The organism is Pseudomonas sp. R43(2017) (genome assembly GCF_002112345.1).
Lineage (GTDB): Bacteria > Pseudomonadota > Gammaproteobacteria > Pseudomonadales > Pseudomonadaceae > Aquipseudomonas > Aquipseudomonas kribbensis.
The window spans coordinates 176,332-202,529 of sequence record NZ_NEHJ01000012.1; the positions used below are offsets into that span (position 1 = coordinate 176,332).

At 64.6% G+C, this 26,198-nt stretch carries 2 protein-coding genes (1 of these 2 running past the window's edge); both read left to right on the plus strand.

Annotated elements, in window-relative coordinates:
• The first annotated feature begins 73 nt into the window (after positions 1–73).
• Positions 74–16,342 (plus strand): non-ribosomal peptide synthetase, encoded by a 16,269-nt coding sequence (locus CAG02_RS29080; RefSeq protein ID WP_085708571.1) that lies wholly within the window; start codon positions 74–76, stop codon positions 16,340–16,342.
• Positions 16,339–26,198 carry the 5' portion of a non-ribosomal peptide synthetase gene (locus tag CAG02_RS29085; protein ID WP_085708570.1) on the plus strand. Its footprint extends 4,789 nt past the window's final position, so 9,860 of the gene's 14,649 nt are visible here — the first part of the coding sequence; the start codon lies at positions 16,339–16,341; its stop codon lies off the right edge, out of view. Before CAG02_RS29080 ends, CAG02_RS29085 begins: the two co-directional genes overlap by 4 nt.

A 26,198-nucleotide genomic window follows, 5' to 3' on the forward strand; every position in this document is an offset into this window, starting at 1 on the left:
CCGGGCTGCGCGTGGCCGCACGGATTCGCCGCTGCGCGCTCCTTTTTTCCCGAATTTACAGCAGGTTACCCCCATGCAATTTCGCGAGCTGATGGCTGTTATTTCCACCCATGCGATCCGCCTTCAACAGGACGATGAAGACCTGGTCATTCTGGGCGACGACGAGGCGCTGGACGACGCGCTTTGGGACAGCCTCGCCAAGCACAAGGCGCAGTTGCTGGAGCTGGTGGCGAGCCACGGCGGCGACTGGTCGAGCCCGGCGCTGCGCATCACCCCGGACATGCTGCCGCTGGTGCAACTGGATCAGCCGGCCATCGACCGCATCGTCGCCACCGTGCCGGGTGGCGTGGCGAATGTGCAGGACATCTATCCGCTGGCGCCGTTGCAGGAAGGCATGCTGTATCTGCACCTCGCCGCCGGTGAAGGCGATCTGTATGTGCAACAGGCGCAATTCACGTTCGACAGTCACGAGCGCCTCGACGCGTTTGCCCAGGCCTTGCAATGGGTGATCGACCGTCACGACATTCTGCGCACCTCGTTTGTCTGGGAGCGCCTGGACGAACCGGTGCAAGTGGTCTGGCGCCAGGCGCCGCTGGTCTGCGAAGAGGTGCAGCTCGACACGTCCACCGATGTGTTCAGCCAGTTGCAGGCGCGTTACGACGCCCGTCACTTGCGCCTTGATCTGCAACAGGCGCCGCTGCTGCGCCTGGTCTATGCGCGGGATCCGGCGCAGGGGCGGATCGTCGCGCTGCTGCTGTTCCATCACATGATCATCGACCACGTGGCGCTGGACGTGGTGCGCCGGGAAATCCAGGCCTGGCTGCAAGGGCAGACCGAGCTGGTCGCGGCGGCGGTGCCGTTCCGCAATCACCTGGCGCGGGCGCGCATGGCGCTCAATGAGCAGGCCCACGAAACGTTCTTCCGCGAGATGCTCGGCGATATCGACGAGCCGACACTGCCGTGGGGCCTGCAGGATGTTCAGGGCGGCGGGCAGGATTTCGAAGACGCACAGCTCAGACTTACTGACGATCTGAACCTGCGACTGCGCACGCAGGCGCGGCAACTCGGCGTAAGCGTGGCGAGCCTGATGCACCTGGCGCTGGCGCGGGTATTGGGCCAGTTGTCCGGGCGCACCTCGGTGGTGTTCGGCACCGTGTTGCTGGGGCGGATGGAGGCGGGCGACGGCGGCGAGCAGGCGCTGGGCATGTTCATCAACACCTTGCCGCTGCGGGTCGATGTCGGCGCGCAAAGCGTCCACGACGGCGTGCTCGCCACGCACCGGCGGCTGAGCGCCTTGCTCGCCCATGAACAGGCCTCGCTGGCACTGGCCCAGCGGTGCAGCGCGTTGAGTGCGCAGACGCCGTTGTTCAGCGCCATGCTCAACTATCGCCACAGCGCTGTCGGTGATGTTGCCGCGGTGATCGACCTGGCCCCCGGCGTCCAGGTCCTGAGTGGCAAGGAACCGACCAACTATCCGCTGACCCTGAGCGTCGATGACCTGGGCAGTGGTTTCCGGTTATCTGCCATCGCCCCGACCGGCATCGGTGCCGAACGGGTCTGCGCCTATGTGCAAACCGCACTCGACGGCTTGCTCGATGCCCTGGAACAGTCGCCTGAGACGCTGATCAACCAGTTGCCGGTTTTGCCGGAGCAGGAGCGGCAGCAATTGCTGGTGGACTTCAATGACACACGTGTCGATCTCGACCTGGAGCGGACCGTTCATGGCCTGTTCGAGACTCAGGTCGAGCGCACGCCGCAGGCCATCGCGTTGCAGTCCGGCGAGCAGTCACTGACGTATGTCGAACTCAATGCCCGGGCCAATCGCCTGGCTCACCGGTTGCGTGAGCTGGGTGTCGGGCCGGATACACCGGTGGCGATCTGCGTCGAACGCGGGCCTGAACTGGTGATCGGCCTGCTGGGCATTCTCAAGGCCGGCGGTGCTTATGTGCCGCTGGATCCGGCGTACCCGGCGGAACGCCTGAGCTACATGCTCAAGGACAGCGCCCCGGTGGCGCTGCTGGCGCACGGCGCGACCCGGGCGCTGTTCGAGGCGGGCGGCGTGCCGTTGCTCGATTTCGATCAGGATCACTGGCAGGACTACCCCGATCAGAACCCTCAGGTGCCGGGCCTCAACGCTTCGAACCTGGCCTACGTGATCTACACCTCGGGTTCCACCGGCACGCCGAAAGGGGTGATGGTCGAGCATCGTGGCCTGGGTAATCTGCTGCATTGGAGCTCGCAGGTGTGCCCGCCTGTGGTGGACGGCGCCCTGTTGCAGAAAACCCCTTACAGTTTCGACGCCTCGGTCTGGGAGCTGTTCTGGCCGCTGACGACTGGTCTGCGTCTGGTACTGGCGCGCCCTGACGCGCACTTCGAACCGGCGTACTTGACGCACGTGGTGCGCGAGCAGCGCATCAGCGTGATCCAGTTCGTCCCGGCGCTGTTGCAACAGTTCCTCGACGTGGCAGACGTCAGCCAGTGCACCAGCCTCACGGATGTGTTCTGTGGCGGCGGCGAGCTGACGCCGGCGTTAGCCCGTCAAGTCCGCGAGCGTCTGCCGCAGGTGCGCTTGCACAACGTCTACGGCCCGACCGAAACCACTGTGGACAGCACGGTGTGGACGCTGGAGCCGTCGATGCCGGTGCCAGAGGTGCTGCTGCCCATCGGCCGGCCGGTCAGCAATACCCGTTTGTACATCCTCGATGAACAGTTGCAACCGTTGCCGCTGGGCGTGGCCGGTGAGCTGTACATCGGTGGCGTGCAGGTGGCGCGTGGATACCTGAATCTTGCGTCGCTCACCGCCGAGCGTTTCCTCGACGATCCGTTCAGCGATCAGCCGAACGCGCGGCTGTACCGCACCGGTGACCTGTGCCGCTATCGGGCCGACGGCAACCTCGAATACCTCGGTCGCAACGACGATCAGGTGAAGATTCGCGGCTTGCGTATCGAACTCGGGGAAATCCAGGCGCGGCTGATGCAACTCGACACCGTGCTCGCCGCAGAAGTGCTGGTGCGCGAAGACGTGGCCGGCGATCCACGGCTGGTGGCGTACTACAGCGGTGAGCCGCTGGACATCGGCGAACTGCGCAGCCATCTGCTGGAGCAGTTGCCGGATTACATGGTGCCGACGGCATTCGTCCATCTCGACGCCATGCCCCTGAGCCCCAACGGCAAACTCGACCGCAAGGCCTTGCCGACGCCGGATCAAAGCGGCCATTTGCTGCGCGGGTACGAGGCGCCGGTCGGCGAGGTGGAATGCCGAATCGCCGAGATCTGGCAGACCCTGCTGAACGTCGAGAAGGTCGGGCGCCATGACAATTTCTTTGAGCTGGGCGGCCATTCCTTGCTGGCGGTGAAACTGGTCGAGCGCATGCGCCAGCAGGAATTGAGCTGCGATGTGCGGGTTCTGTTCGGTCGGCCAACCGTGGCAGGACTGGCGGCAACCCTGGGTGCGTCGTCCGGCGTTCAAGTACCGGTCAATCGCATCACCCCTGACTGCCAACACATCACGCCAGACATGCTGCCCCTGGCCTCACTCGATCAGGCCGGCATCGACCGGATCGTGGAAAGCGTTCCCGGTGGCGTCGCCAACGTGCAGGACATCTACGCCCTGGCGCCGTTGCAGTCGGGGATTCTGTATCACCACATGGCCGCGACTGCGGGCGATCCTTACGTGTTGCAGGCGCAGTTTGTGTTTGACGGGATCAAGTCGGTCAAGGCGTTTGTCCGCGCCGTCAATGTGGTGATCGCGCGCCACGACATCCTGCGTTCCAGCGTGGTCTGGGAAGGCCTCGAAGAGCCGGTGCAAGTGGTCTGGCGTGCGGCACCGCTGGCGCTTGAGCGGGTGGATGACGAAGCACTGGAAGGCGACGTGCTGCAACAGATGCAGGCGCGCTTCGACCCGCGTCACTACCGTCTGAACCTGGGCCGCGCACCGATGATGCGTTTTGCCTACACCGAGGATCCGCAGCAAAAGCGCTGGGTCGGCATCCTGCTGATGCATCACTTGATGCTCGATCACACCGCGCTGGAAGTGCTGGTGAGCGAGATGAACAGCGTGCTGCACGGTCACGCCGCCGAACTGGCGACCCCGGTGCAGTACCGCAACTATGTCGCGCAGGCACGGCTTGGTGTGGATGCCAAGGCCCATGAAGAGTTTTTCCGCGACATGCTCGGCGACATCGACGAGCCGACCCTGGCGTTCGGCGTGCAGGACGTGCACGGCGACGGCAGCGCGGTGCTCGACAGCCAACTCACGCTAGACACCGCGCTGGCCTTGCGTCTGCGTGAGCAGGCACGCCGGCTCGGCATCAGCGTGGCGAGTCTGGCGCACCAGGCCTGGGCGCAGGTTCTGGCACAGATTTCCGGCCGGGACGAGGTGGTGTTCGGCACGGTGCTGCTGGGCCGGATGCAGGGCGGCGAGGGCGCCGACCGAGCGTTGGGCCTGTTCATCAACACCTTGCCGCTGCGGGTCAGCGTGACCGCCACGGCGGTGCGCGACAGCGTGCTCGCCACCCATGAACGGCTGGCGCAATTGCTCGCCCATGAACAGGCGTCACTGGCGCTGGCCCAGCGTTGCAGCGGGGTTTCCGGCTCGTTGCCGCTGTTCGGCACGTTGCTCAACTATCGCCACAGCGCACCGCAGGCGGCGGGGCTGACGCTGGATGGCATTGAACTGCTCAGCTCCCGCGAGCGCAGCAACTATCCGCTGGTGGTCAGCGTCGATGACCTTGGCGAAGGTTTGCGTCTGAGTGTGCAGGCGGTGCCGGGCATCAATGGGGCGCGGGTCTGCGAGTACATCAACATTGCCTTCGACAGTCTGGTGCAGGCGCTGGAGCAGACGCCGCAACGGGGCGTCGATCAGTTGTCGATTTTGCCTCCGGATGAGCGTCGGGAATTGCTGGTCGGGTTCAATGCGACTCAGCGGGAGTACCCGTCAGGTTCGACGGTGCATGGTCTGTTCGAGCAGCAAGTGAAACGGCATCCGCAAGCCGTGGCGGCGGTGCATGGCAACACCGAGTTGACCTATGAAGAACTGAATCAACGGGCCAATCGCCTGGCCCATCACCTGATCGGGCAGGGCGTGCAGCCGGGCGACCACGTGGCGATCCTGCTGTCGCGCTCGCTGGATCTGCTGGTCACGCAACTGGCCATCGGCAAATGCGCGGCGGCTTATGTGCCGCTGGATATCAACGCGCCGGCCGAGCGTCAGGCGTTCATGGTTGAAGACTGCGGGGCGAAAGCGCTGCTGACCTTGAGCACCGAGTCAGTCGACTACAGCGTGCGTCGGATCGACCTCGATGCGCTGAAACTCGACGCGCAACCGACGCACAACCCGGACCTGCCGCAGTCTTCGGAATCCGTGGTCTACATCATGTACACCTCCGGTTCCACCGGCACACCGAAAGGGGTGATGGTGCCGCACCGGGCCATCGGGCGACTGGTGATCAACAACGGCTATGCCGATTTCAATCCGCAGGATCGCGTGGCGTTCGCCTCCAACCCGGCATTTGACGCCAGCACCATGGACGTCTGGGGGCCGTTGCTCAACGGCGGGCGCGTGGTGGTCATCGATCATGACACCTTGCTTGATCCAAACGTGTTCGGGCAGGTATTGGCGGCTTCGGGCGTCACGATCCTGTTCGTCACCACTGCGCTGTTCAATCAGTATGTGCAACTGATTCCCGAAGCCCTGAAGGGCCTGCGCATGGTGCTGTGCGGTGGCGAACGTGCCGACCCAGCCGCGTTCCGCCGCTTGCTCGCCGAGGCGCCGGACCTGCGCATCGTTCACTGCTACGGCCCGACCGAAACCACCACCTACGCCACAACCTTCGAAGTGCGCGAAGTGGCAGAAGATGCTGACAGCGTGCCGATTGGCGGCCCGATCTCCAACACCCAGGTCTATGTGCTCGACGCCTGTCAGCAACCGGTGCCGATGGGCGTTACCGGCGAGCTGTACATCGGCGGCCAGGGCGTGGCGCTGGGCTATTTGAATCGCCCGGACCTGACCGCCGAAAAATTCCTGCAAGACCCGTTCGGCGATCAGCCGGACGCGCTGCTGTATCGCACCGGCGACCTCGCACGCTGGCTGGCACCGGGCCAACTGGAATGCATCGGACGTAACGACGATCAGGTGAAAATCCGTGGTTTCCGCATCGAACTGGGGGAAATCGAAAACCGCCTGCTGAATTGCGAAGGGGTCAAGGAAGCCATCGTGCTGGCCCGTCGGGACGGTCAGGAACCGCTGCGCCTTGTGGCGTATTTCACCGCCGAAGAGGGCGTGGACAGCGCCAGCCTGCGCGAACAATTGCAGTCGCGCCTGCCGGAATACATGGTGCCCTCGGCCTGGGTACAACTCGACGCCTTGCCGCTGAACAACAACGGCAAGGTCGACCGCAAAGCCTTGCCAATGCCGGATCCGGGCGCCTGGCTCAGTCAGGCATACGAAGCCCCGCAAGGCCCGGTGGAAACCGCGCTGGCGCAGATCTGGGCTGATGTCCTGAAGCTGGAAAAGGTCGGTCGCCACGACAACTTCTTCGAGTTGGGCGGGCACTCGTTGCTGGCCGTGAGCCTGATCGAGCGCCTGCGTCGGATCGGCCTGAGCACCGACGTGCGCGTACTGTTCAGCCAGCCAACCCTGGCCGCGCTGGCGGCAGCGGTGGGCAGTGGTCGCGAAATCGAAGTGCCGGCCAACCGCATTCCTGCTGATTGCACGCGCATCACCCCGGACCTGCTGAGCCTCACCGAACTGGATCAGGCCGGCATCGACCGGATCGTCGCCACGGTGCCGGGCGGCGCCGCCAACGTGCAGGACATCTATCCGCTGGCGCCGTTGCAGGAAGGCATCCTTTATCACCACTTGAGCGCGGAGCAGGGCGACCCGTACCTGCTGCAATCACGGCTGGCCTTCGACAGTGTCGAACGCCTGCGCACCTTCACCGACACCTTGCAGCAGGTCATCGCACGCCACGACATCCTGCGTACCAGCGTTGTCCACGAAGGCCTGGCGACGCCTCATCAAGTGGTGTGGCGCCACGCCGAACTGGTGGTTCAGCACGTGACGCTGGACTCGGCCCAGGGCGACATCCTCGAGCAATTGCACGAGCGCTTCGATGCCCGTCACTACCGCCTCGACATCAGCCAGGGACCGCTGCTGCGCATGGTGTATGCCGAAGATCCGAAGCAGCAGCGCGTGGTGGCGATCCTGCTGTCTCACCACCTGATTCTCGATCACACCGCGCTGGAGGTGATCGTCGATGAAATGCGCGGTGTAATGTTCGGTGAGGTCGATAGCCTTTCGGCGCCGATTCCCTATCGCAACTACGTGGCCCAGGCACGCCTGGGGCTCAGCGAGCAGGAACACGAAGCGTTTTTCCGCGAGATGCTCGGCGACATCGACGAGCCGACCCTGCCGCTGGGGCTGCGGGACGTGCAGGGCGACGGTCACGGCATCGAAGAAGCGCTGCAACCGGTGGCCACCGAACTCAACGTGCGTCTGCGTGAACAGGCGCGGCAACTGGGCGTGAGCGCTGCCAGCCTGATGCACCTGGCCTGGGCGCAAGTGCTGGGCGTGCTGTCGAACCGCCGCGATGTGGTGTTCGGCACGGTGATGATGGGGCGGATGCAGGGCGGCGATGGTGCCGACCGGGCGCTGGGGGTGTTCATCAACACCTTGCCGCTGCGCATCGATGTCGGCGCTGGTGCGCGGGACGGGGTCAAGGCGACTCACGCAAGACTGACCGCGTTGCTGGGGCATGAACACGCCTCACTGGCGCTGGCCCAGCGTTGCAGTGGTGTTGCGGCGTCGTCGCCGCTTTTCAGTGCCTTGTTCAACTACCGTCACAGCGCGCCTGCGCAACAGTCGCAGAACGGCCAGGGCATCTGGGAGGGCGTGCAGAAACTCGGCGGTGAAGAGCGCACCAACTACCCGCTGACCCTGAGCGTTGACGATCTGGGTGAAGGGTTTGCCTTGTCGGTTCTGGCGGTGAGCCAGATCGGTGCGCAACGGATTTGCAGTTACATGCACACCGCGCTGGAACAACTGGTGCAGGCGCTGGAACAGACGCCGCAAAAACCGTTGAACCGCTTGCCGATCCTTTCGACCGCAGAACTGGAGCGTCTGGTCGAGGGTTTCAATCCTCCGGTCACGGCCTATCCCCGTGGCGCGACGATTCACGCACTGGTCGAGGCGCAGGCCCGGCACAACCCGAATGCACTCGCCGTGATTCAGGGCGCGCAACAGCTGACCTACGGGCAGCTCAATCAGCGCGCCAACCAACTGGCCCATCATTTGATCGGCCTCGGTGTGCAACCGGACGACCGCGTCGCCATTTGCGTGCGTCGCGGGCCGCAGATGCTGGTGGGGCTGCTGGCGATTCTCAAGGCCGGCGCCGGTTATGTGCCGGTGGATCCGGCGCACCCGGTGGAGCGTATTGCTTACCTGTTGCAGGACAGCGATCCGGTGGCTGTGCTGGTCCAGGCCTCGACCCGGGATCTGCCGGGCATGATGCCGGTGATCGATCTGGACAGCGACGCCTGGCAACACCTGCCTGACAGCAACCCGCAACTGCCGTACCTGACCCCGGCAAATCTTGCGTACGTGATTTACACCTCGGGCTCCACCGGCCAGCCGAAAGGCGTGATGGTCGAACACGCGACTTTGGAAAACCTCGTGCACTGGCACGCCGAAGCCTTCGACCTGCATGTCGGCAGCCACACCGCCAGTGTTGCCGGTTTCGGTTTCGATGCGATGGCCTGGGAGGTCTGGCCGGCGCTGTGCGTCGGCGCGACCCTGCACCTGCCGCCGGAATCGGTGAGCAATGAACACCTGGACGAACTGCTCGACTGGTGGCGGGCGCAGCCGTTGCAGGTGAGTTTCCTGCCGACGCCGGTGGCCGAATACGCCTTCAGCCGTGAGTTGCAACACCCGACCCTGCGCACCTTGCTGATCGGTGGCGACAAACTGCGCCAGTTCAACCGTGCGCAGCGCTTTGCGGTGATCAACAACTATGGCCCGACCGAGGCCACGGTGGTCGCGACCTCCGGCCCGGTGGAAGTCGGTCAGCCGCTGCACATCGGCCGGCCGATGGCCAACGCCCGCATCTATCTGCTGGATGACCAGCAACGCCCGGTGCCGGTGGGTGTGGCGGGGGAGTTGTACGTCGCTGGCGCCGGTGTAGCGCGGGGTTACCTGAATCGTCCAGAAATGACCGCCGAACGCTTCCTCACTGATCCGTTCAGCGATCAGCCGCAGGCGCGGATGTACCGCACCGGCGACCTCGCACGCTGGTTGGCGGACGGCAACATCGAATACCTCGGTCGCAACGACGATCAGGTGAAACTGCGCGGCGTGCGGGTCGAACTGGGGGAAATCGAAGCCGCGCTGGCCTGCCATCCGACGGTGCAGGACGCCGTGGCGCTGGTGCGCGACGGGCAGTTGCTGGTGTGGTTCACCGAACGGGCACCGGCCGATATCGAAACCCTGCGCAATCATCTGCAAGGGCTTCTGCCGCAAGCCTTGATTCCGGCAGCTTACGTGCGACTCGACACGTTGCCGCTGACCGCCAACGGCAAACTCGACCGCAAGGCCTTGCCGGAACCGGATCAGAACGCCTGGCTCAGCCGCGAATACGAAGCCCCGCAGGGCCCGGTGGAAACCGCACTGGCGCAGATCTGGGCGGATGTCCTGAAGCTGGAAAAGGTCGGTCGTCACGACAACTTCTTCGAACTGGGCGGCCATTCGCTGCTGGCCGTGAGCCTGATCGAGCGCCTGCGTCGGATCGGCCTGAGCACCGACGTGCGCGTACTGTTCAGCCAGCCAACCCTGGCCGCGCTGGCGGCAGCGGTGGGCAGTGGTCGCGAAATCGAAGTGCCGGCCAACCGCATTCCTGCTGATTGCACGCGCATCACCCCGGACCTGCTGAGCCTCACCGAACTGGATCAGGCCGGCATCGACCGGATCGTCGCCACGGTGCCGGGCGGCGCCGCCAACGTGCAGGACATCTATCCGCTGGCGCCGTTGCAGGAAGGCATCCTTTATCACCACTTGAGCGCGGAGCAGGGCGATCCGTACCTGCTGCAGTCACGGCTGGCCTTCGACAGTGTCGAACGTGTGGAAGCGTTCGCGGCGGCGCTGCGTCAGGTCATTGCCCGCCACGACATCCTGCGCACGGCGGTGATCTGGCAGGAACTGGCCGCGCCGATGCAGGTGGTGTGGCGTCTCGCCGGACTGGCGGTGCAGGAGATTGTGCTCGACCCGGCGGATGGCGACGTCCTTGAACAGTTGCACGGGCGTTTCGATGCCCGTCACTACCGCCTCGACATCAGCCAGGCACCGTTGCTGCGGCTGGTGTATGCCCGTGATCCGGCTCATGATCGGGTGGTCGCGATGTTGCTGTTCCACCATGTGGTGATGGATCACACCGCGCTGGACGTGGTGCAGCACGAAATGCTCGCCTGCCTGCAAGGGCGCGAAGCCTCGCTGGGCGCGGCGGTGCCTTATCGCAACTACGTGGCGCAGGCGCGGCTGGGTGTCAGCGAGCAGGACCACGAAACGTTCTTCCGCGACATGCTCGGCGACATCGACGAGCCGACCTTGCCGTTCGGCTTGCAGGATGTGCAAGGCGACGGTCGCGACATCGAGGAAACGCAACAGGCCCTGACGGCTGCAACCGGCCAGCGTCTGCGCAGCCTGGCCCGGCAACTGGGCATCAGCGTGGCCAGCCTGTTCCACCTCGCCTGGGCGCAGGTGCTGGCGGCGACATCCGGGCAGGATCGTGTGGTATTCGGCACGGTGCTGATGGGCCGGATGCAGGGCGGCGAGGGTGCCGACCGGGCGCTGGGGATGTTCATCAACACCTTGCCGCTGCGGGTCGATCTCGGTGAAACCCCGGTGCGCGATGGGGCTCGGGCGACGCATGCGCGCTTGAGCGCATTGCTCGGTCATGAGCACGCTTCGCTGGCGCTGGCCCAGCGTTGCAGCGGGGTGGCCGCGCCGTCGCCGCTGTTCAGTTCGATGCTCAACTACCGGCACAGCGCCGACGAGGCGCAACAGCAAAACCTGCGTCAGGCCTGGCAAGGCATCGAGACCCTGAGCAGCGAAGAACGCACCAACTATCCGCTGAGCCTGGGCGTCGATGATCTGGGCAATGGTTTCGTGCTGACTGCCATGACCCCGGCGAACATCGGTTCACAGCGCATCTGCGACTACATGCAGACCGCGCTGGAGAAACTCGCGGACGCCCTGGAACAGGCACCGGATCAGCCGCTGAATCGCTTGCCGATCCTCGACGGCGCAGAGCGTCAGCAGGTGCTGTACGACCTTAACGACACCGGCACCACAGACAATCTGGAGCAGACCGTTCACGGGCTGTTCGAAGCGCAAGTCCAACGTACGCCGCAAGCCATCGCGTTGCAGGCCGGTGAACAGCGGCTGACCTACGCCGAACTCAATGCTCAGGCCAACCGTCTGGCCCATCACCTGCGCGAACTGGGTGTGGGGCCGGATTCGCGGGTGGCGATCTGCGTCGAGCGCGGGCTGGAACTGATGGTCGGTCTGCTTGGCATCCTCAAGGCGGGCGGTGCCTACGTACCGCTGGACCCGGCGTACCCGGCGGAGCGTCTGGATTACATGCTCAAGGACAGCAACCCGGTGGCAGTGCTGGTACACGGGGCGACTCGCGCATTGCTCGACGAGAGCTCCGCGCTGGTGATCGATCTGGATCAGGACCACTGGACATTCAACCCGCAGGACAATCCGCAAGTACCGAACCTGAGCGCTTCGAACCTGGCCTACGTGATCTACACCTCCGGTTCGACCGGGGCGCCGAAAGGTGTGATGGTCGAGCATCGTGGCGTCGGTAACCTGCTGCACTGGAGTTCGCAGCTGTGTCCCGTCGTGACGGACGGCGCGCTGTTGCAGAAAACCCCGTTCAGTTTCGATGCCTCGGTCTGGGAGCTGTTCTGGCCGTTGAGCGCCGGGCTGCGGCTGGTGCTGGCGCGTCCTGACGGACACCGCGAGCCGGCGTATCTGGCGCAGGTGATTCGTGAGCAGCGGATCAGCGTGATCCAGTTCGTGCCGGTGTTGTTGCAACAGTTCCTCGAGCAGGACGACGTCAGCCAGTGCAGCAGCCTCACTGATGTGTTCTGTGGCGGCGGCGACCTGACACCGGCGCTGGCGCGCCTTGTGCGCGAGCGTCTGCCGCAGGTGCGCCTGCACAACGTTTACGGCCCGACCGAAGCCACGGTCGACAGCACGGTGTGGACGCTGGAACCGTCGATGCCGGTGCCGGACGGCGCCTTGCCGATCGGGCGGCCGATCAACAACACCCGTCTGTATGTATTGGATGCTGCCGAGCGGCCGGTGCCGATGGGCGTCATCGGTCAGTTGTTCATTGGCGGTGCCGGGGTTGCGCGGGGCTATCTGGGCCTGCCGCAGTTGATGGCCGAACGGTTTATCCCGAGCCCGTTCGTGGCCGGCGACCGGTTGTATGCCACGGGCGACCTGGTGCGCTACCGCGCCGATGGCCAGCTCGAATTCATCGGGCGCAACGACTTCCAGGTCAAGCTGCGTGGCCTGCGCCTGGAGTTGGGTGAAATTGAAGCGCAACTGCTCAGCCATCCGGCCCTGCGTGAGGCTGTGGTGCTGGTGCGTGAAGAGCGTCTGGTGGCGTACTTCACCTGGCACGCCGAGGTCGGGCAACCGGGGATCGAGGCGTTGCGTGAACATTTGCTTGCACGCCTGCCGGACTACATGGTGCCGTCGGCCTTCGTCGTGCTCGACAGCCTGCCACTGAGCCCCAACGGCAAGGTGGATCGCAAGGCACTGCCGGCTCCCGGCGCCGAGTCGGTGCTGGTGCGCGAGTACGAGGCTCCGCTCGGCGAGACCGAAATCGCCCTGGCCCGATTGTGGGGCGAGGTGCTGAACGTCGAACGGGTGGGGCGCCACGATCACTTCTTCGAACTGGGCGGGCACTCGCTGCTGGCGGTGAGCCTGATCGAACGCATGCGCCAGATCGGCCTGAGCACCGATGTGCGCGTGCTGTTCAGTCAGCCGACCCTGGCCGCGCTGGCTGCGGCCGTGGGCAGCGGTCGCGAAATCGAAGTGCCGGCCAACCGCATCGCAGCCGATTGCACTCGCATCACTCCGGAGATGCTGACGCTGGTCACGCTGGATCAGGCCGCCATTGATCGTGTGGTGTCCAGCGTGCCGGGCGGCGCTGCCAATGTGCAGGACATCTATCCGCTGGCGCCGTTGCAGGAAGGCATTCTTTACCATCACTTGAGTGCGGGCGAAGGCGATCCGTACCTGCTGCAATCGCGTATCGCGTTCGACAGTCTTGAACGTGTGCAGCGTTTCAGTGCGGCGTTGCAACAGGTCATCGATCGCCATGACGTGCTGCGCACGGGTGTGGTGTGGGAAGGCTTGAGCGTGCCGGTGCAAGTCGTGTGGCGAAAGGCTGAACTGGTGGTGCAGGAGGTCCTGCTCGATCCTGCGGCTGGCGACATTCTTGAGCAGCTGCATGCCCGATTCGATGCGCGGCATTGCCGCCTCGACATCGCCCAGGCGCCGTTGCTGCGTCTGGTGTATGCCCGGGATCCGGCCCGTGGCCGGGTGGTGGCGATGCTGTTGTTCCATCACATTGTGCTCGACCACACCGCGCTGGAAGTGGTGCGCCACGAAATGCAGGCGTACTTGCGCGGTTCCGACGAGCCGTTGCCGGCGGCGGTGCCGTACCGCAATTACGTGGCGCAGGCGCGGCTGGGTGTCACCGAGCAGGAGCATGAAGCGTTTTTCCGAGACATGCTCGGCGACATCGACGAGCCGACCCTGCCGTTCAGTCTGCGCGATGTGCGCGGCGACGGACGCGGCATCGAGGAAGTGCAGCAGGTCCTCGACAGTGGCCTGAACCTGCGCCTGCGCAGTCAGGCACGGCAGATGGGCATCAGCGTGGCCAGCCTGTTCCACCTTGCCTGGGCCCAGGTACTGGCGGCGACCTCCGGGCAGGACAATGTGGTGTTCGGCACCGTGCTGATGGGCCGGATGCAGGGTGGCCAGGGTGCCGACCGCGCACTGGGCATGTTCATTAACACCTTGCCGTTGCGGGTCGATCTGGGTGACACCCCGGTGCGCGAGGCGGTCAAGGCGACGCATCAGCGTCTCACCGCGTTGCTGGGCCACGAACACGCTTCGTTGGCACTGGCCCAGCGTTGCAGCGGAATCGCGGCGCCGTCGCCGTTGTTCAGCGCGATGCTCAACTACCGACACAGCCACGGTGCAGAGCATGCGGACAGCGTGGTTCAGGCCTGGCAGGGCATCGAGACCCTGAGCAGCGAAGAGCGCACCAACTACCCGCTGAGCCTGAACGTCGATGACCTGGGCAACGGCTTCTCGCTGATTGCCATGGTGCCGGCGGACATCGGCGCGCAGCGGATTTGCGGTTACATGCAGACGGCGTTGTTGGCGTTGGTGGAGGCGCTGGAGCAGGCACCGACGCGGGCCATGAATCGTTTGCCGATTCTTGAGGGGGCAGAGCGGCAGCGGCTGTTGTTCGACTTCAACGCGACCGATGTCGGTTATGACCTTCAGCAGAGCATCCACGGTCTGTTCGAGGCGCAGGTCTTGCGGTCGCCGCAGGCTGTGGCGGTGCTTTCCGGCGAGCAGCGACTGAGTTATGCCGAGCTGAATGCTCGGGCCAATCGCTTGGCCCATCACTTGCGCGGTTTGGGTGTTGGCCCGGATGCGCGGGTGGCGATCTGCGTCGAGCGGGGGCTGGAAATGGTGGTCGGGTTGCTGGCCATTTTGAAGGCTGGCGGCGGTTATGTGCCGCTGGATCCGGCGTATCCGTTGGAGCGTCTGGCCTACATGCTGGAGGACAGCGCACCGTCGGCGGTGCTGGTGCAGGGTTCGACTCGCTCGTTGCTGGGTGAAGTCGCGGTGCCGGTGGTCGATCTGGATCACGACACCTGGCAATCGTTGTCGGCGGATAACCTTTCCGTCGATGAACTGACCCCGCAACACACGGCTTACGTGATCTACACCTCAGGCTCCACCGGCCAGCCGAAAGGTGTGATCAACGAGCACTCCGGAGTGGTCAACCGCTTGCTGTGGATGCAGGACGCCTATCGCCTGACGGCTGAAGATTCAGTGCTGCAAAAGACGCCATTCAGCTTCGACGTCTCGGTGTGGGAATTCTTCTGGCCGTTGATGACCGGTGCGCGACTGGTGATGGCCCGTCCCGGCGGGCACAAGGATCCGCTGTATCTGAGCGAAGTAATCGAGCAAGAACGCATCACCACGCTGCACTTCGTGCCGTCGATGCTCGACGTGTTCCTTGCCCATGGCGACACCGCAAGTTGCGGCGGTTTACGTCAGGTGATGTGTAGCGGTGAGGCCTTGCCGGGCAGTCTGGTGCGGCGCTTCAAGCAGCAATTGCCGAACAGTGGTCTGCATAACCTGTACGGCCCGACCGAAGCAGCGGTGGACGTTACCGCATGGGATTGCGCCGGGCCTGTCGACACTACCCCGGACAACACGCCGATCGGCAAACCGATCGCCAACACCCGTATGTACATCCTCGATGCCCAGCAACAACCGGTGCCGCAAGGCGTAGTCGGCGAGCTGTACATCGGTGGTGTGCAAGTGGCACGCGGTTATCTGAACCGTCCAGAACTCAGCGCCGAGCGGTTCCTCAACGACCCGTTCCAGCCCAAGGGCCGGATGTACCGCACCGGCGACGTCGCCCGTTATCTGGCCGACGGCAACATCGAATACCTGGGCCGCAACGACGATCAGGTGAAGATCCGTGGCCTGCGTATCGAACTGGGTGAAATCCAGTCCCGCCTGACCGACATCGGCGGCGTGCAGGAAGCCGCGGTGCTGGCTCGCGAAGACGTGCCGGGGGACAAACGCCTGGTCGCTTATTACACCGGCGCCCGGCTGGAAATCGACGTGCTGCGCGGTCACCTGCTGGAACACCTGCCGGATTACATGGTGCCGGCGGTGTTCGTGCACCTCGATGCGCTGCCGCTGAGCCCCAACGGCAAGCTCGACCGCAAGGCCTTGCCGGCACCGGATCAGGCTTCGGTCATCACTCGCGAGTACGAAGCGCCAGTCGGCGAGGTGGAAATTCTCCTCGCCGGATTGTGGGCCGAGCTGCTCAACGTGGAACGGGTAGGGCGCCACGACAACTTTTTTGAACTGGGCGGGCACTCATTGCTGGCGGTCAGTCTGATCGGCCGGTTACGTCAGGAAGGCATGGAAGCCGAGGTCAGGTCGTTGTTCGAACAACCGACCCTGGCCGGATACGCCGCAATTACGGAAAGAATGGAGATCGTCCTGTGAACGTGATCGAACTGTTGGCAACACTTAAAGCGAAAGACATCCAGTTGGCGGTCACCGACGACCAGTTGCGCGTACAAGGCAACAAACAGGCGCTGAGCGATCCGGCGGTGCTGGCGCTGTTGCGCGAGCACAAACCGGCGCTGATCGAGCTGATCAAGGCTGGGCAATATTCAGCGACCAAGAGCGGTCAGGTCGACGTGCCGGCCAATGGCATTGCACCCGGCACCACGCGCATTACCCCGGCGATGCTGACCCTGGCCGAACTCGATCAGGCGACCATCGACCGACTGGTGGACGATGTGCCGGGCGGCGCGGCCAATGTGCAGGACATCTACCCGCTGGCGCCGTTGCAGGAAGGCATTCTTTACCACCACGTCAGCGCCACCCAGGGCGATCCGTACGTGATGCAGGCGCATTTCGCCTTTGCCGATCGCGGGCGTTTGAACGCGTTCGTTGAGGCCTTGCAGGCTGTGATCGATCGCCACGACATCCTCCGTACGGCGGTGGTCTGGGAGGGGCTGGATACGCCGCAGCAAGTGGTCTGGCGTAAGGCCGAATTGCCGGTGGAAGAGATCGATGCCGAAGGCGATGCGCTGGCGTATTTGCACGAACGTTTCGATGCCCGGGAATTTCGCATGGATGTAAGCCGGGCGCCGATGATGCGCCTGGCCCATGCCTGGGATGAAGCCGGGCAGCGGGTGGTCGCGACTTTGCTGTTTCACCACATGGCGCTGGATCACTCGGCGCTCGACGTGGTGCGTCACGAGATGCGTGCGTTCCTCACGGGGCAGGGCCATCTGCTGGGGCGGCCGGTCGCGTTTCGTGACTATGTGGCGCAGGCGCGGCTGGGTGTCAGCGAAACCGAGCACGAATCGTTCTTCCGCGAAATGCTCGGTGACATCGACGAGCCGACTCTGCCATTCGGCCTGCAGGATGTGCAGGGCGACGGGCACGGCATCACCGAACTGAGCGTGCCGGTCGAACCGGCCTTGGGCCAACGCCTGCGGGGGCAGGCACGGCAGCTTGGAGTGAGTGCGGCCAGTCTGTTCCACCTGGCCTGGGCGCAGGTGCTGGCCACGCTCGCCGGCAAGCAACGCGTGGTGTTCGGCACGGTGCTGATGGGCCGTCTGCAAGGCGCCGAAGCCACCGACCGGGCGCTGGGCATTTTCATCAACACCCTGCCGGTGCGAGTAGACGTCGATGCTCAGAGCGTGCGCAACGCCGTGCAGGCGACCCACGCACGCCTGACCACCTTGATGCGCCATGAACACGCGCCGCTGGCGCTGGCCCAGCGCTGCAGCAGCGTGGCCGCACCGACGCCGCTGTTCAGCGCCTTGCTCAATTACCGTCACAGCCATGGCGCCGCTTCGGCCAGCGCACAAACCCTGTCGGCATGGGAAGGCATTACTACCCTGCACTCGGAAGAGCGCACCAACTATCCGCTGACCCTGAGTATCGACGACCTGGGCGACGCCTTCAGCCTGACCCTGCTCGCCACCACTGAAGTCGATCCGCAACGGGTGTGCGATTACATGCTCGGCGCCCTGAACGGTCTGGTGTCCGCGCTGGAGCAGGCGCCGGATTCGCCGGTCAGCCAGGTGCCGATCCTCCCGGAGGCGGAGCGCGAGCAGATTCTGCGCGGCTTCAACGCCACTCCGGCCGACTACCCGCAAGGGTTGACGATTCATCAGCGTTTCGAGGCGCAAGTCATCGAGCGGCCGGAAGCGGTGGCGGCGGTGTTCCTCGGTGAACAAGTGACCTATGCCGAGCTGAACCTGCACGCCAACGCACTGGCGCATCATCTGATCAGCCTGGGTGTTCGCCCCGATGATCGCGTGGCCATCGTCGCCCGCCGAGGGCTCGATACGCTGGCGGGGCTGCTGGCGATTCTCAAGGCCGGGGCCGGTTATGTGCCGGTTGACCCGGCGCATCCGCCCGAACGCCTGAGCTACCTGCTCAGCGACAGTGCCCCGGTCGTGGTGCTGACCCAGAGCGATCTGCGTGACCGGTTGCCGACGCTCGATGTACCGGTGATCGACCTTGACCGCCGCACCTGGCCACTGAGCCTGGCCCTCGATCCGCAGGTGCCGGGCCTGACCGCCGAGCATCTGGCCTACGTGATCTACACCTCGGGCTCGACCGGTCTGCCCAAGGGCGTGATGGTCGAACACCGCACCCTGTCCAACCTCGTCGACTGGCATTGCGGCGCGTTCGATCTGTGCGCCGGGCGCCACACTTCAAGCCTTGCCGGGTTCGGCTTCGACGCCATGGCCTGGGAAGTCTGGCCGGCCCTGTGTGCCGGCGCGACCCTGCACCTGGCCCCGACCCGCGACGGCAACGAAGACATCGACGCCTTGCTCGACTGGTGGCGTGCGCAACCGCTGGATGTGAGCTTCCTGCCGACCCCGGTGGCCGAATATGCCTTCAGTCAGAACCTCGAACACCCGACCTTGCGCACACTGCTGATCGGCGGGGATCGCTTGCGGCAGTTCAGTCGTCACCGGCATTTCGACGTGATCAATAATTACGGCCCGACCGAAACCACGGTGGTGGCGACCTCTGGCAAGGTCGAAGCCGGGCAGGCGCTGCATATCGGCCGGCCGGTGAGCAATGCCACGGTGTATCTGCTGGATGAGCAGCAACGTCCGGTGCCCATTGGCGTGGCGGGGGAGTTGTATGTCGGGGGCGCCGGGGTTGCCCGGGGTTATCTGAATCGTCCGGACCTGACGGCCGAGCGCTTTCTCGACGATCCGTTCAACAGCGGGCGCATGTACCGCACCGGTGACCTCGCGCGCTGGCAGGACGACGGCACCCTCGAATACTTGGGACGCAACGACGACCAGGTGAAGATTCGCGGGGTGCGAATTGAGCTGGGCGAGATTGAAACCCGTCTCAACCAGCTCCCCGGCATTCAGGAAGCGGTATTGCTGGCTCGTGAAGACGAACCCGGCCAGCCACGTCTGGTGGCCTATTACACCGAACAGGCTCAAGTCGAACCGCAACCGGTGGCCGAGCTGCGCGCCTGCCTGCTGGCGCAGTTGCCCGAGTACATGGTGCCAGCGGCCTTCGTGCGACTGGACGCATTGCCGCTGACCGCCAACGGCAAGGTTGACCGCAAGGCCCTGCCGGCGCCGGATCGCGCGGCGTTGTTCACCCGCCATTACGAAGCACCGCACGGCGAACTGGAAATCGCGCTGGCACGGATCTGGGGCGAAGTGCTGCAGGTCGAGCAGGTCGGGCGCCGGGATCACTTCTTCGAACTGGGTGGCCACTCGTTGCTGGCGATGCGCATGGTGTCCCAGGTTCGCCAACGTCTGGGCGTCGAACTGGCCCTGAGCGACTTGTTTGCCAATGCCGAACTGGCCGCGGTCGCCGAAGTGCTGGCCCAGGCCGGACGCAGCTCGCAGCCGGCCATGTTGCCGGTGCCACGGGACGGCGCGCTGCCGCTGTCGTTCGCCCAGCAGCGGCTGTGGTTCTTGGCGCGTATGGAAGGGGTCAACACCGCCTACAACATCCCGCTGGGCCTGCGCTTGCGCGGTCATCTCGACGAGGCGGCGCTGCAACGGTCACTGGCGCGGATCATCGACCGCCACGAAACCCTGCGCAGCCGTTTCGTCCCGCACGACGATGACGTGCAGGTGATGATTGCGCCGGTCGACAGCGGCCTGCTGCTGCGGGTCGAGGATCTGCGTCAGCATCCACACGCCGACGAAGCCATGCAGGCGTTGATCCGTGAACAGGCCTCGACCCCGTTCGACTTGCAGAACGATCCGTTGATTCGCGGATGTCTGGTGCGGTTGGCCGACGATCACCATGTATTGCTGTTGACCCTGCACCACATCATTTCCGATGGCTGGTCGATGGGCGTGCTGACCCGCGAGCTGATGGCGCTGTATCAAGCGTTCAGCCAGGGTGAGGCCGATCCGCTGCCGCCGCTGGCGCTGCAATACGCCGACTACGCGATCTGGCAACGCCGCTGGCTGAGCGGCGAAGTGCTGCAGCAACAGAGCGATTACTGGCAGCAGACCCTGGCCGGGGCCCCGACCTTGCTGGTGCTGCCGACCGATCGACCGCGTCCGGCGCAACAGGATTACACCGGCAGCAGCGTCGAGTTCCGGCTCGATGAACCGCTGAGCGCCGGCCTCAAAGCACTCAGCCAGCGCCATGGCGTGACGATGTACATGACGATGGTGAGTGCCTGGGCGCTGCTGCTCGGTCGCTTGTCCGGCCAGTCGGACGTTGTGATCGGCTCGCCGGTTGCCAACCGTGGTCGTGTGGAAATCGAAGGGCTGATCGGCTTGTTCATCAATACCCTGGCCCTGCGGATCGACACCTCGGGCGGGCTCAGCGTCGAGGCGTTGCTGGCCCGGGTGAAAACGCTTACATTGCAGGCCCAGGCCCATCAGGATTTGCCGTTCGAGCAGGTGGTGGAAGTTACCCGGCCGGCGCGCAGCCTGTCCCACAGTCCGTTGTTCCAGACCACCCTGAGCTGGGAAAACAGCGTCGGGCCGGCGCTGGAACTGGGGGAGATGGCGCTGGAAAGCGTGGCCGGTCCGACCCGCTTCGCCAAGTTCGACCTGTCGCTGACGTTGGGCGAAACCCGCGATGGCATTCGCGGTGTGCTGGAATACGCCACGGCGCTGTTCGATGAATCGACGATCCAGCGTTATGTCGGTTACTTCGAGCAACTGCTGCACGCGATGGTCGCCAACGATCAGGCGCAGCTGGAACAGCTCGATATGGTGCAGGCTCACGAGCGTGAACAGTTGCTGGTTGCGTTCAACGACACGCACGCGGAGTTTGTGTCGGGGCTGACCATTGCGCAGCGATTCGAAGCGCAGGTGATCGAGCGGCCCGCAGCGGTCGCGGCAGTCAGTCAGGGGCAGGCGTTGACCTTTGCCGAGCTGAACCGGCAGGCCAACACCTTGGCTCATCACCTGATCGGGCTGGGCGTTCGTCCTGATGATCGGGTGGCCATAGTCGCCCGACGCGGGCTGGATACATTGGTCGGACTGGTGGCCATTCTCAAGACCGGGGCCGGTTATGTGCCGGTGGATCCGGCGCATCCGGCGGAGCGTCTGAACTATCTGTTGAGCGACAGTGCGCCGGTGGCGGTGCTGTGCCTGAGTGATTTGCGTGAACGACTGCCGGCACTGGACGTGCCGGTGATCGACCTCGATTTGCAGGCCTGGCCGGACACCGAGACCGGCAATCCACAGGTGCCGGGCATGACCCGCGAACACCTGGCCTACGTCATCTACACCTCGGGCTCCACCGGTCTGCCCAAGGGCGTGATGGTCGAGCACCACACCTTGAGCAACCTCGTCGACTGGCACTGCAAGGCGTTCGACCTGTGCGCCGGGCGCCACACGTCGAGCCTTGCCGGTTTCGGTTTCGACGCCATGGCCTGGGAAGTCTGGCCGGCCCTGTGCGCTGGCGCGACCCTACATCTGGCGCCGGCCCGCGACGGCAGCGAAGACGTGGACGCGTTGCTCGACTGGTGGTGCGCGCAGCCGCTGGACGTGAGTTTCCTGCCGACACCGGTGGCCGAATACGCGTTCAGCCAGAACCTCGATCACCCGACCTTGCGCACACTGCTGATCGGCGGCGACCGTCTGCGTCAGTTCAACCGTCAGCAGTCCTTTGATGTGGTCAACAACTACGGCCCGACCGAGGCCACGGTGGTTGCCACCTCGGGCATCGTCGAGGCGGGGCAGGCGCTGCACATCGGCAAACCGATCGCCAACGCGACGGTGTACCTGCTCGATGAACAGCAGCGCCCGGTGCCGGTTGGCGTGGCCGGAGAACTGTATGTGGGTGGCGCCGGTGTGGCTCGGGGTTACCTGAATCGACCTGATCTGACCGAAGAGCGCTTCCTGCGCGACCCGTTCAACCACGGGCGCATGTACCGCACCGGCGACCTGGCGCGCTGGCGCGCCGACGGCTCCATCGAGTACCTGGGGCGCAACGACGATCAGGTGAAAATCCGTGGCGTGCGGGTCGAACTGGGCGAAATCGAAACCCGCCTCAACCAGTTGCCCGGCATTCAGGAAGCGGTGCTGGTGGCCCGTGAAGACGAACCCGGGCAGGTGCGACTGGTGGCGTATTTCACCGAACAGGCACAGGTTGAGCCGCTGGCCGTGGCCGAACTGCGGGCGCACCTGTTGACCCAGTTGCCGGAGTACATGGTGCCGGCGGCCTTCGTCAGGCTCGACGCGCTACCGCTGACCGCCAACGGCAAAGTCGATCGCAAGGCCTTGCCGGTGCCGGATCGCAGCGCCTTGTTCACCCGCGACTATCAGGCACCGCAAGGTGAACTGGAAACCACCTTGGCGCAGATCTGGGCAGAGGTGCTGCAGGTCGAGCAGGTCGGACGTCAGGATCATTTCTTTGAACTGGGCGGCCACTCGCTGCTGGCGATGCGCATGCTGTCTCAGGTGCGCCAGCGGCTGGGGGTGGAACTGACCCTCGCCGAACTGTTTGCCAACGCCGAGCTCGCCGCTGTGGCCGAGGTGCTGGCCCAGGCCGGACGCTGCACGCAACCGGCGATCATGCCGGCGCCGCGTGACGGCACGCTGCCGTTGTCGTTTGCCCAGCAACGGTTGTGGTTCATGGCGCAACTGGAAGGGGCGAATACCGCCTACAACATTCCCCTCGGGCTGCGCCTGCGCGGTCGCCTCGACGAAGTGGCCCTGCAACGGGCATTGGCGCGGATCGTCGAGCGTCACGAAACCCTGCGCAGCCGCTTCGCTCAGTTCAACGATGAAGCCCAGGTGCTGATCGCGCCCCTCGACAGTGGAGTGCTGCTGCGGGTCGAGGACTTGCGCCGGCACCCGCAGGCCGACGACGCCTTGCTCGCGCTGATTCAGGGCGAAGCCTCGGGGCCGTTCGATTTGCAGGACGATCCGCTGATTCGCGGGCGCCTGGTGCGACTGGCCGATGATCATCATGTGTTGCTGCTGACCCTGCACCACATCGTCTCCGATGGCTGGTCGATGGGCGTGTTGACCCGCGAACTGATGGCGCTGTACCAGGCGTTCAGCCACGGCGAGAGCGATCCGCTGCCGCCGCTGGCGTTGCAGTACAGCGACTACGCCGTGTGGCAGCGCCGCTGGCTGAGCGGCGAAGTCTTGCAGCGTCAGAGCGATTTCTGGCAGCAGACCCTGGCCGGTGCGCCGGCCTTGCTGATGCTGCCGACCGACCGTCCACGCCCGGCCTTGCAGAATTATGCCGGCAGCAGTGTCGACATCCGGTTGGATGAGCGTTTGAGCGCAGGCCTCAAGGCGCTGTGCCAACGCCACGGCGTGACGCCGTACATGGCGGTGATGAGTGCCTGGGCGATGTTGCTCGGTCGCTTGTCCGGGCAGTCGGATGTGGTGATCGGCTCGCCGGTCGCCAACCGTAACCGGGCGGAAATCGAAGGGTTGATCGGGTTGTTCGTCAACACGCTGGCCGTGCGCATCGATACTTCGGGCTCGCTCACCGTCGAGGCGCTGCTGGCGCGGGTCAAGGCGTGCACGCTAGAGGCGCAGGCCCATCAGGACCTGCCGTTCGAACAGGTGGTGGAAATCACCCGGCCGGTACGCAGCCTGTCTCACAGCCCGTTGTTCCAGACGTTGCTGAGCTGGGACAGCGGCAGCGGTGCGACCCTGGCCCTCGGTGATCTGACACTTGAGGGCGTGGCCGAGCCGAGTCACTTCGCCAAGTTCGACCTGTCGCTGACGTTGGGCGAGGCCCAGGGCGTGATCCGGGGTTCGCTGGAATATGCCACGGCGCTGTTCGATGAATCGACGATCCAGCGTTACGCCGGTTACTTGCAGCAATTGCTGCAGGCCATGGTCAGCAATGATCAGGCATTGCTGGAGCAGGTCGATGTGCTGGCAGAGGATGAGCGCCGGCATTTGCTGCACGGCTTCAATGCCACTGACGTTGATTACAACCTTCAGCAAAGCATTCACGGGCTGTTCGAGGCGCAGGTGTTGCGCACGCCGCAGGCTGTGGCAGTGCTTTCCGGCGAGCAGCAACTGAGTTATGCCGAGCTGAATCAGCGGGCCAACCGTCTGGCGCATCACTTGCGTGGCTTGGGCGTTGGCCCGGATGCGCGGGTGGCGATCTGCGTCGAGCGCGGGCTGGAAATGGTGGTCGGGTTGCTGGCCATTTTGAAGGCTGGCGGCGGTTATGTGCCGCTGGATCCGGCGTATCCGTTGGAGCGTCTGGCCTACATGCTGGAGGACAGCGCACCGTCGGCGGTGCTGGTGCAGGGTTCGACTCGCTCGTTGCTGGGTGAAGTCGCGGTGCCGGTGGTCGATCTGGATCACGACACCTGGCAATCGTTGTCGGCGGATAACCTTTCCGTCGATGAACTGACCCCGCAACACACGGCTTACGTGATCTACACCTCAGGCTCCACCGGCCAGCCGAAAGGTGTGATCAACGAGCACTCCGGAGTGGTCAACCGCTTGCTGTGGATGCAGGACGCCTATCGCCTGACGGCTGAAGATTCAGTGCTGCAGAAAACCCCGTTCAGCTTCGACGTCTCGGTGTGGGAGTTCTTCTGGCCGTTGATGACCGGCGCCCGACTGGTGATGGCCCGTCCGGGCGGTCACAAGGATCCGCTCTATCTGAGCGAAGTGATCGAGCGCGAACACATCACCACGCTTCACTTTGTGCCGTCGATGCTTGACGTGTTCCTCGCCCATGGCGAGACCGCACGTTGCAACGGCTTGCGTCAGGTGATGTGCAGCGGTGAAGCGTTGCCGGGCAGTCTGGTTCGGCGCTTCAAGCAGCAATTGCCGAACAGTGGTCTGCATAACCTGTACGGCCCGACCGAAGCAGCGGTGGACGTTACCGCATGGGATTGCGTCGGGCCAATCGACACCACGCCGGACAACACCCCAATCGGCAAACCGATCGCCAACACCCGTATGTACATCCTCGATGCCCAGCAACAACCGGTGCCGCAAGGCGTGGTCGGCGAGCTGTACATTGGTGGTGTGCAAGTGGCACGCGGTTATCTGAATCGTCCTGAATTGAGCGCCGAGCGGTTCCTTCAGGATCCGTTCCAGCCCAACGGCCGGATGTACCGCACCGGCGACGTCGCCCGTTATCTGGCCGACGGCAACATCGAATACCTGGGCCGCAACGACGATCAGGTAAAGATCCGTGGTCTGCGCATTGAGTTGGGTGAAATCCAGTCCCGCCTGACCGACATCGGCGGCGTGCAGGAAGCGGCGGTGCTGGCCCGTGAAGACGTGCCGGGGGACAAACGACTGGTCGCCTATTACACCGGCGCCCGACTGGAAATCGACGTGTTGCGCGGTCATCTGCTGGAACACCTGCCGGATTACATGGTGCCGGCGGTGTTCGTGCATCTCGATGCGCTGCCGCTGAGCCCCAACGGCAAGCTCGACCGCAAAGCTCTGCCGGTGCCGGATCAGGCGTCGGTCATCACTCGCGAATACGAGGCGCCGGTCGGCGAGGTGGAAATCCTGCTGGCGGGGCTCTGGGCCGAGTTGCTCAACGTGGAGCGGGTAGGGCGCCACGACAACTTCTTCGAGCTGGGTGGGCATTCGCTGATGGCGGTCAATCTGGTGGCGCGGATGCGCCATGTCGGGCTGACGGCCGATGTGCGTGTGCTGTTCAGCCAGCCGACGCTCGCCGCTCTGGCCGCTGCGGTCGACGATGAGACGGAGGCCGAAATCCCGGCCAATCGCATTGCACCGGACTGCAAGCACATCACCCCGGACATGCTGCCACTGGTTGCACTGGATCAGCCTGCCATTGACCGCATCGTCGCCAGCATTCCCGGTGGCGCCACGAACGTGCAGGACATTTACCCGCTGGCGCCGTTGCAGGC

Coding starts and splice junctions, on each gene's coding strand:
- CAG02_RS29080 (WP_085708571.1), top strand. CDS start 74: ATGCAATTTCGCGAGCTGATGGCTGTTATTTCCACCCATGCGATCCGC.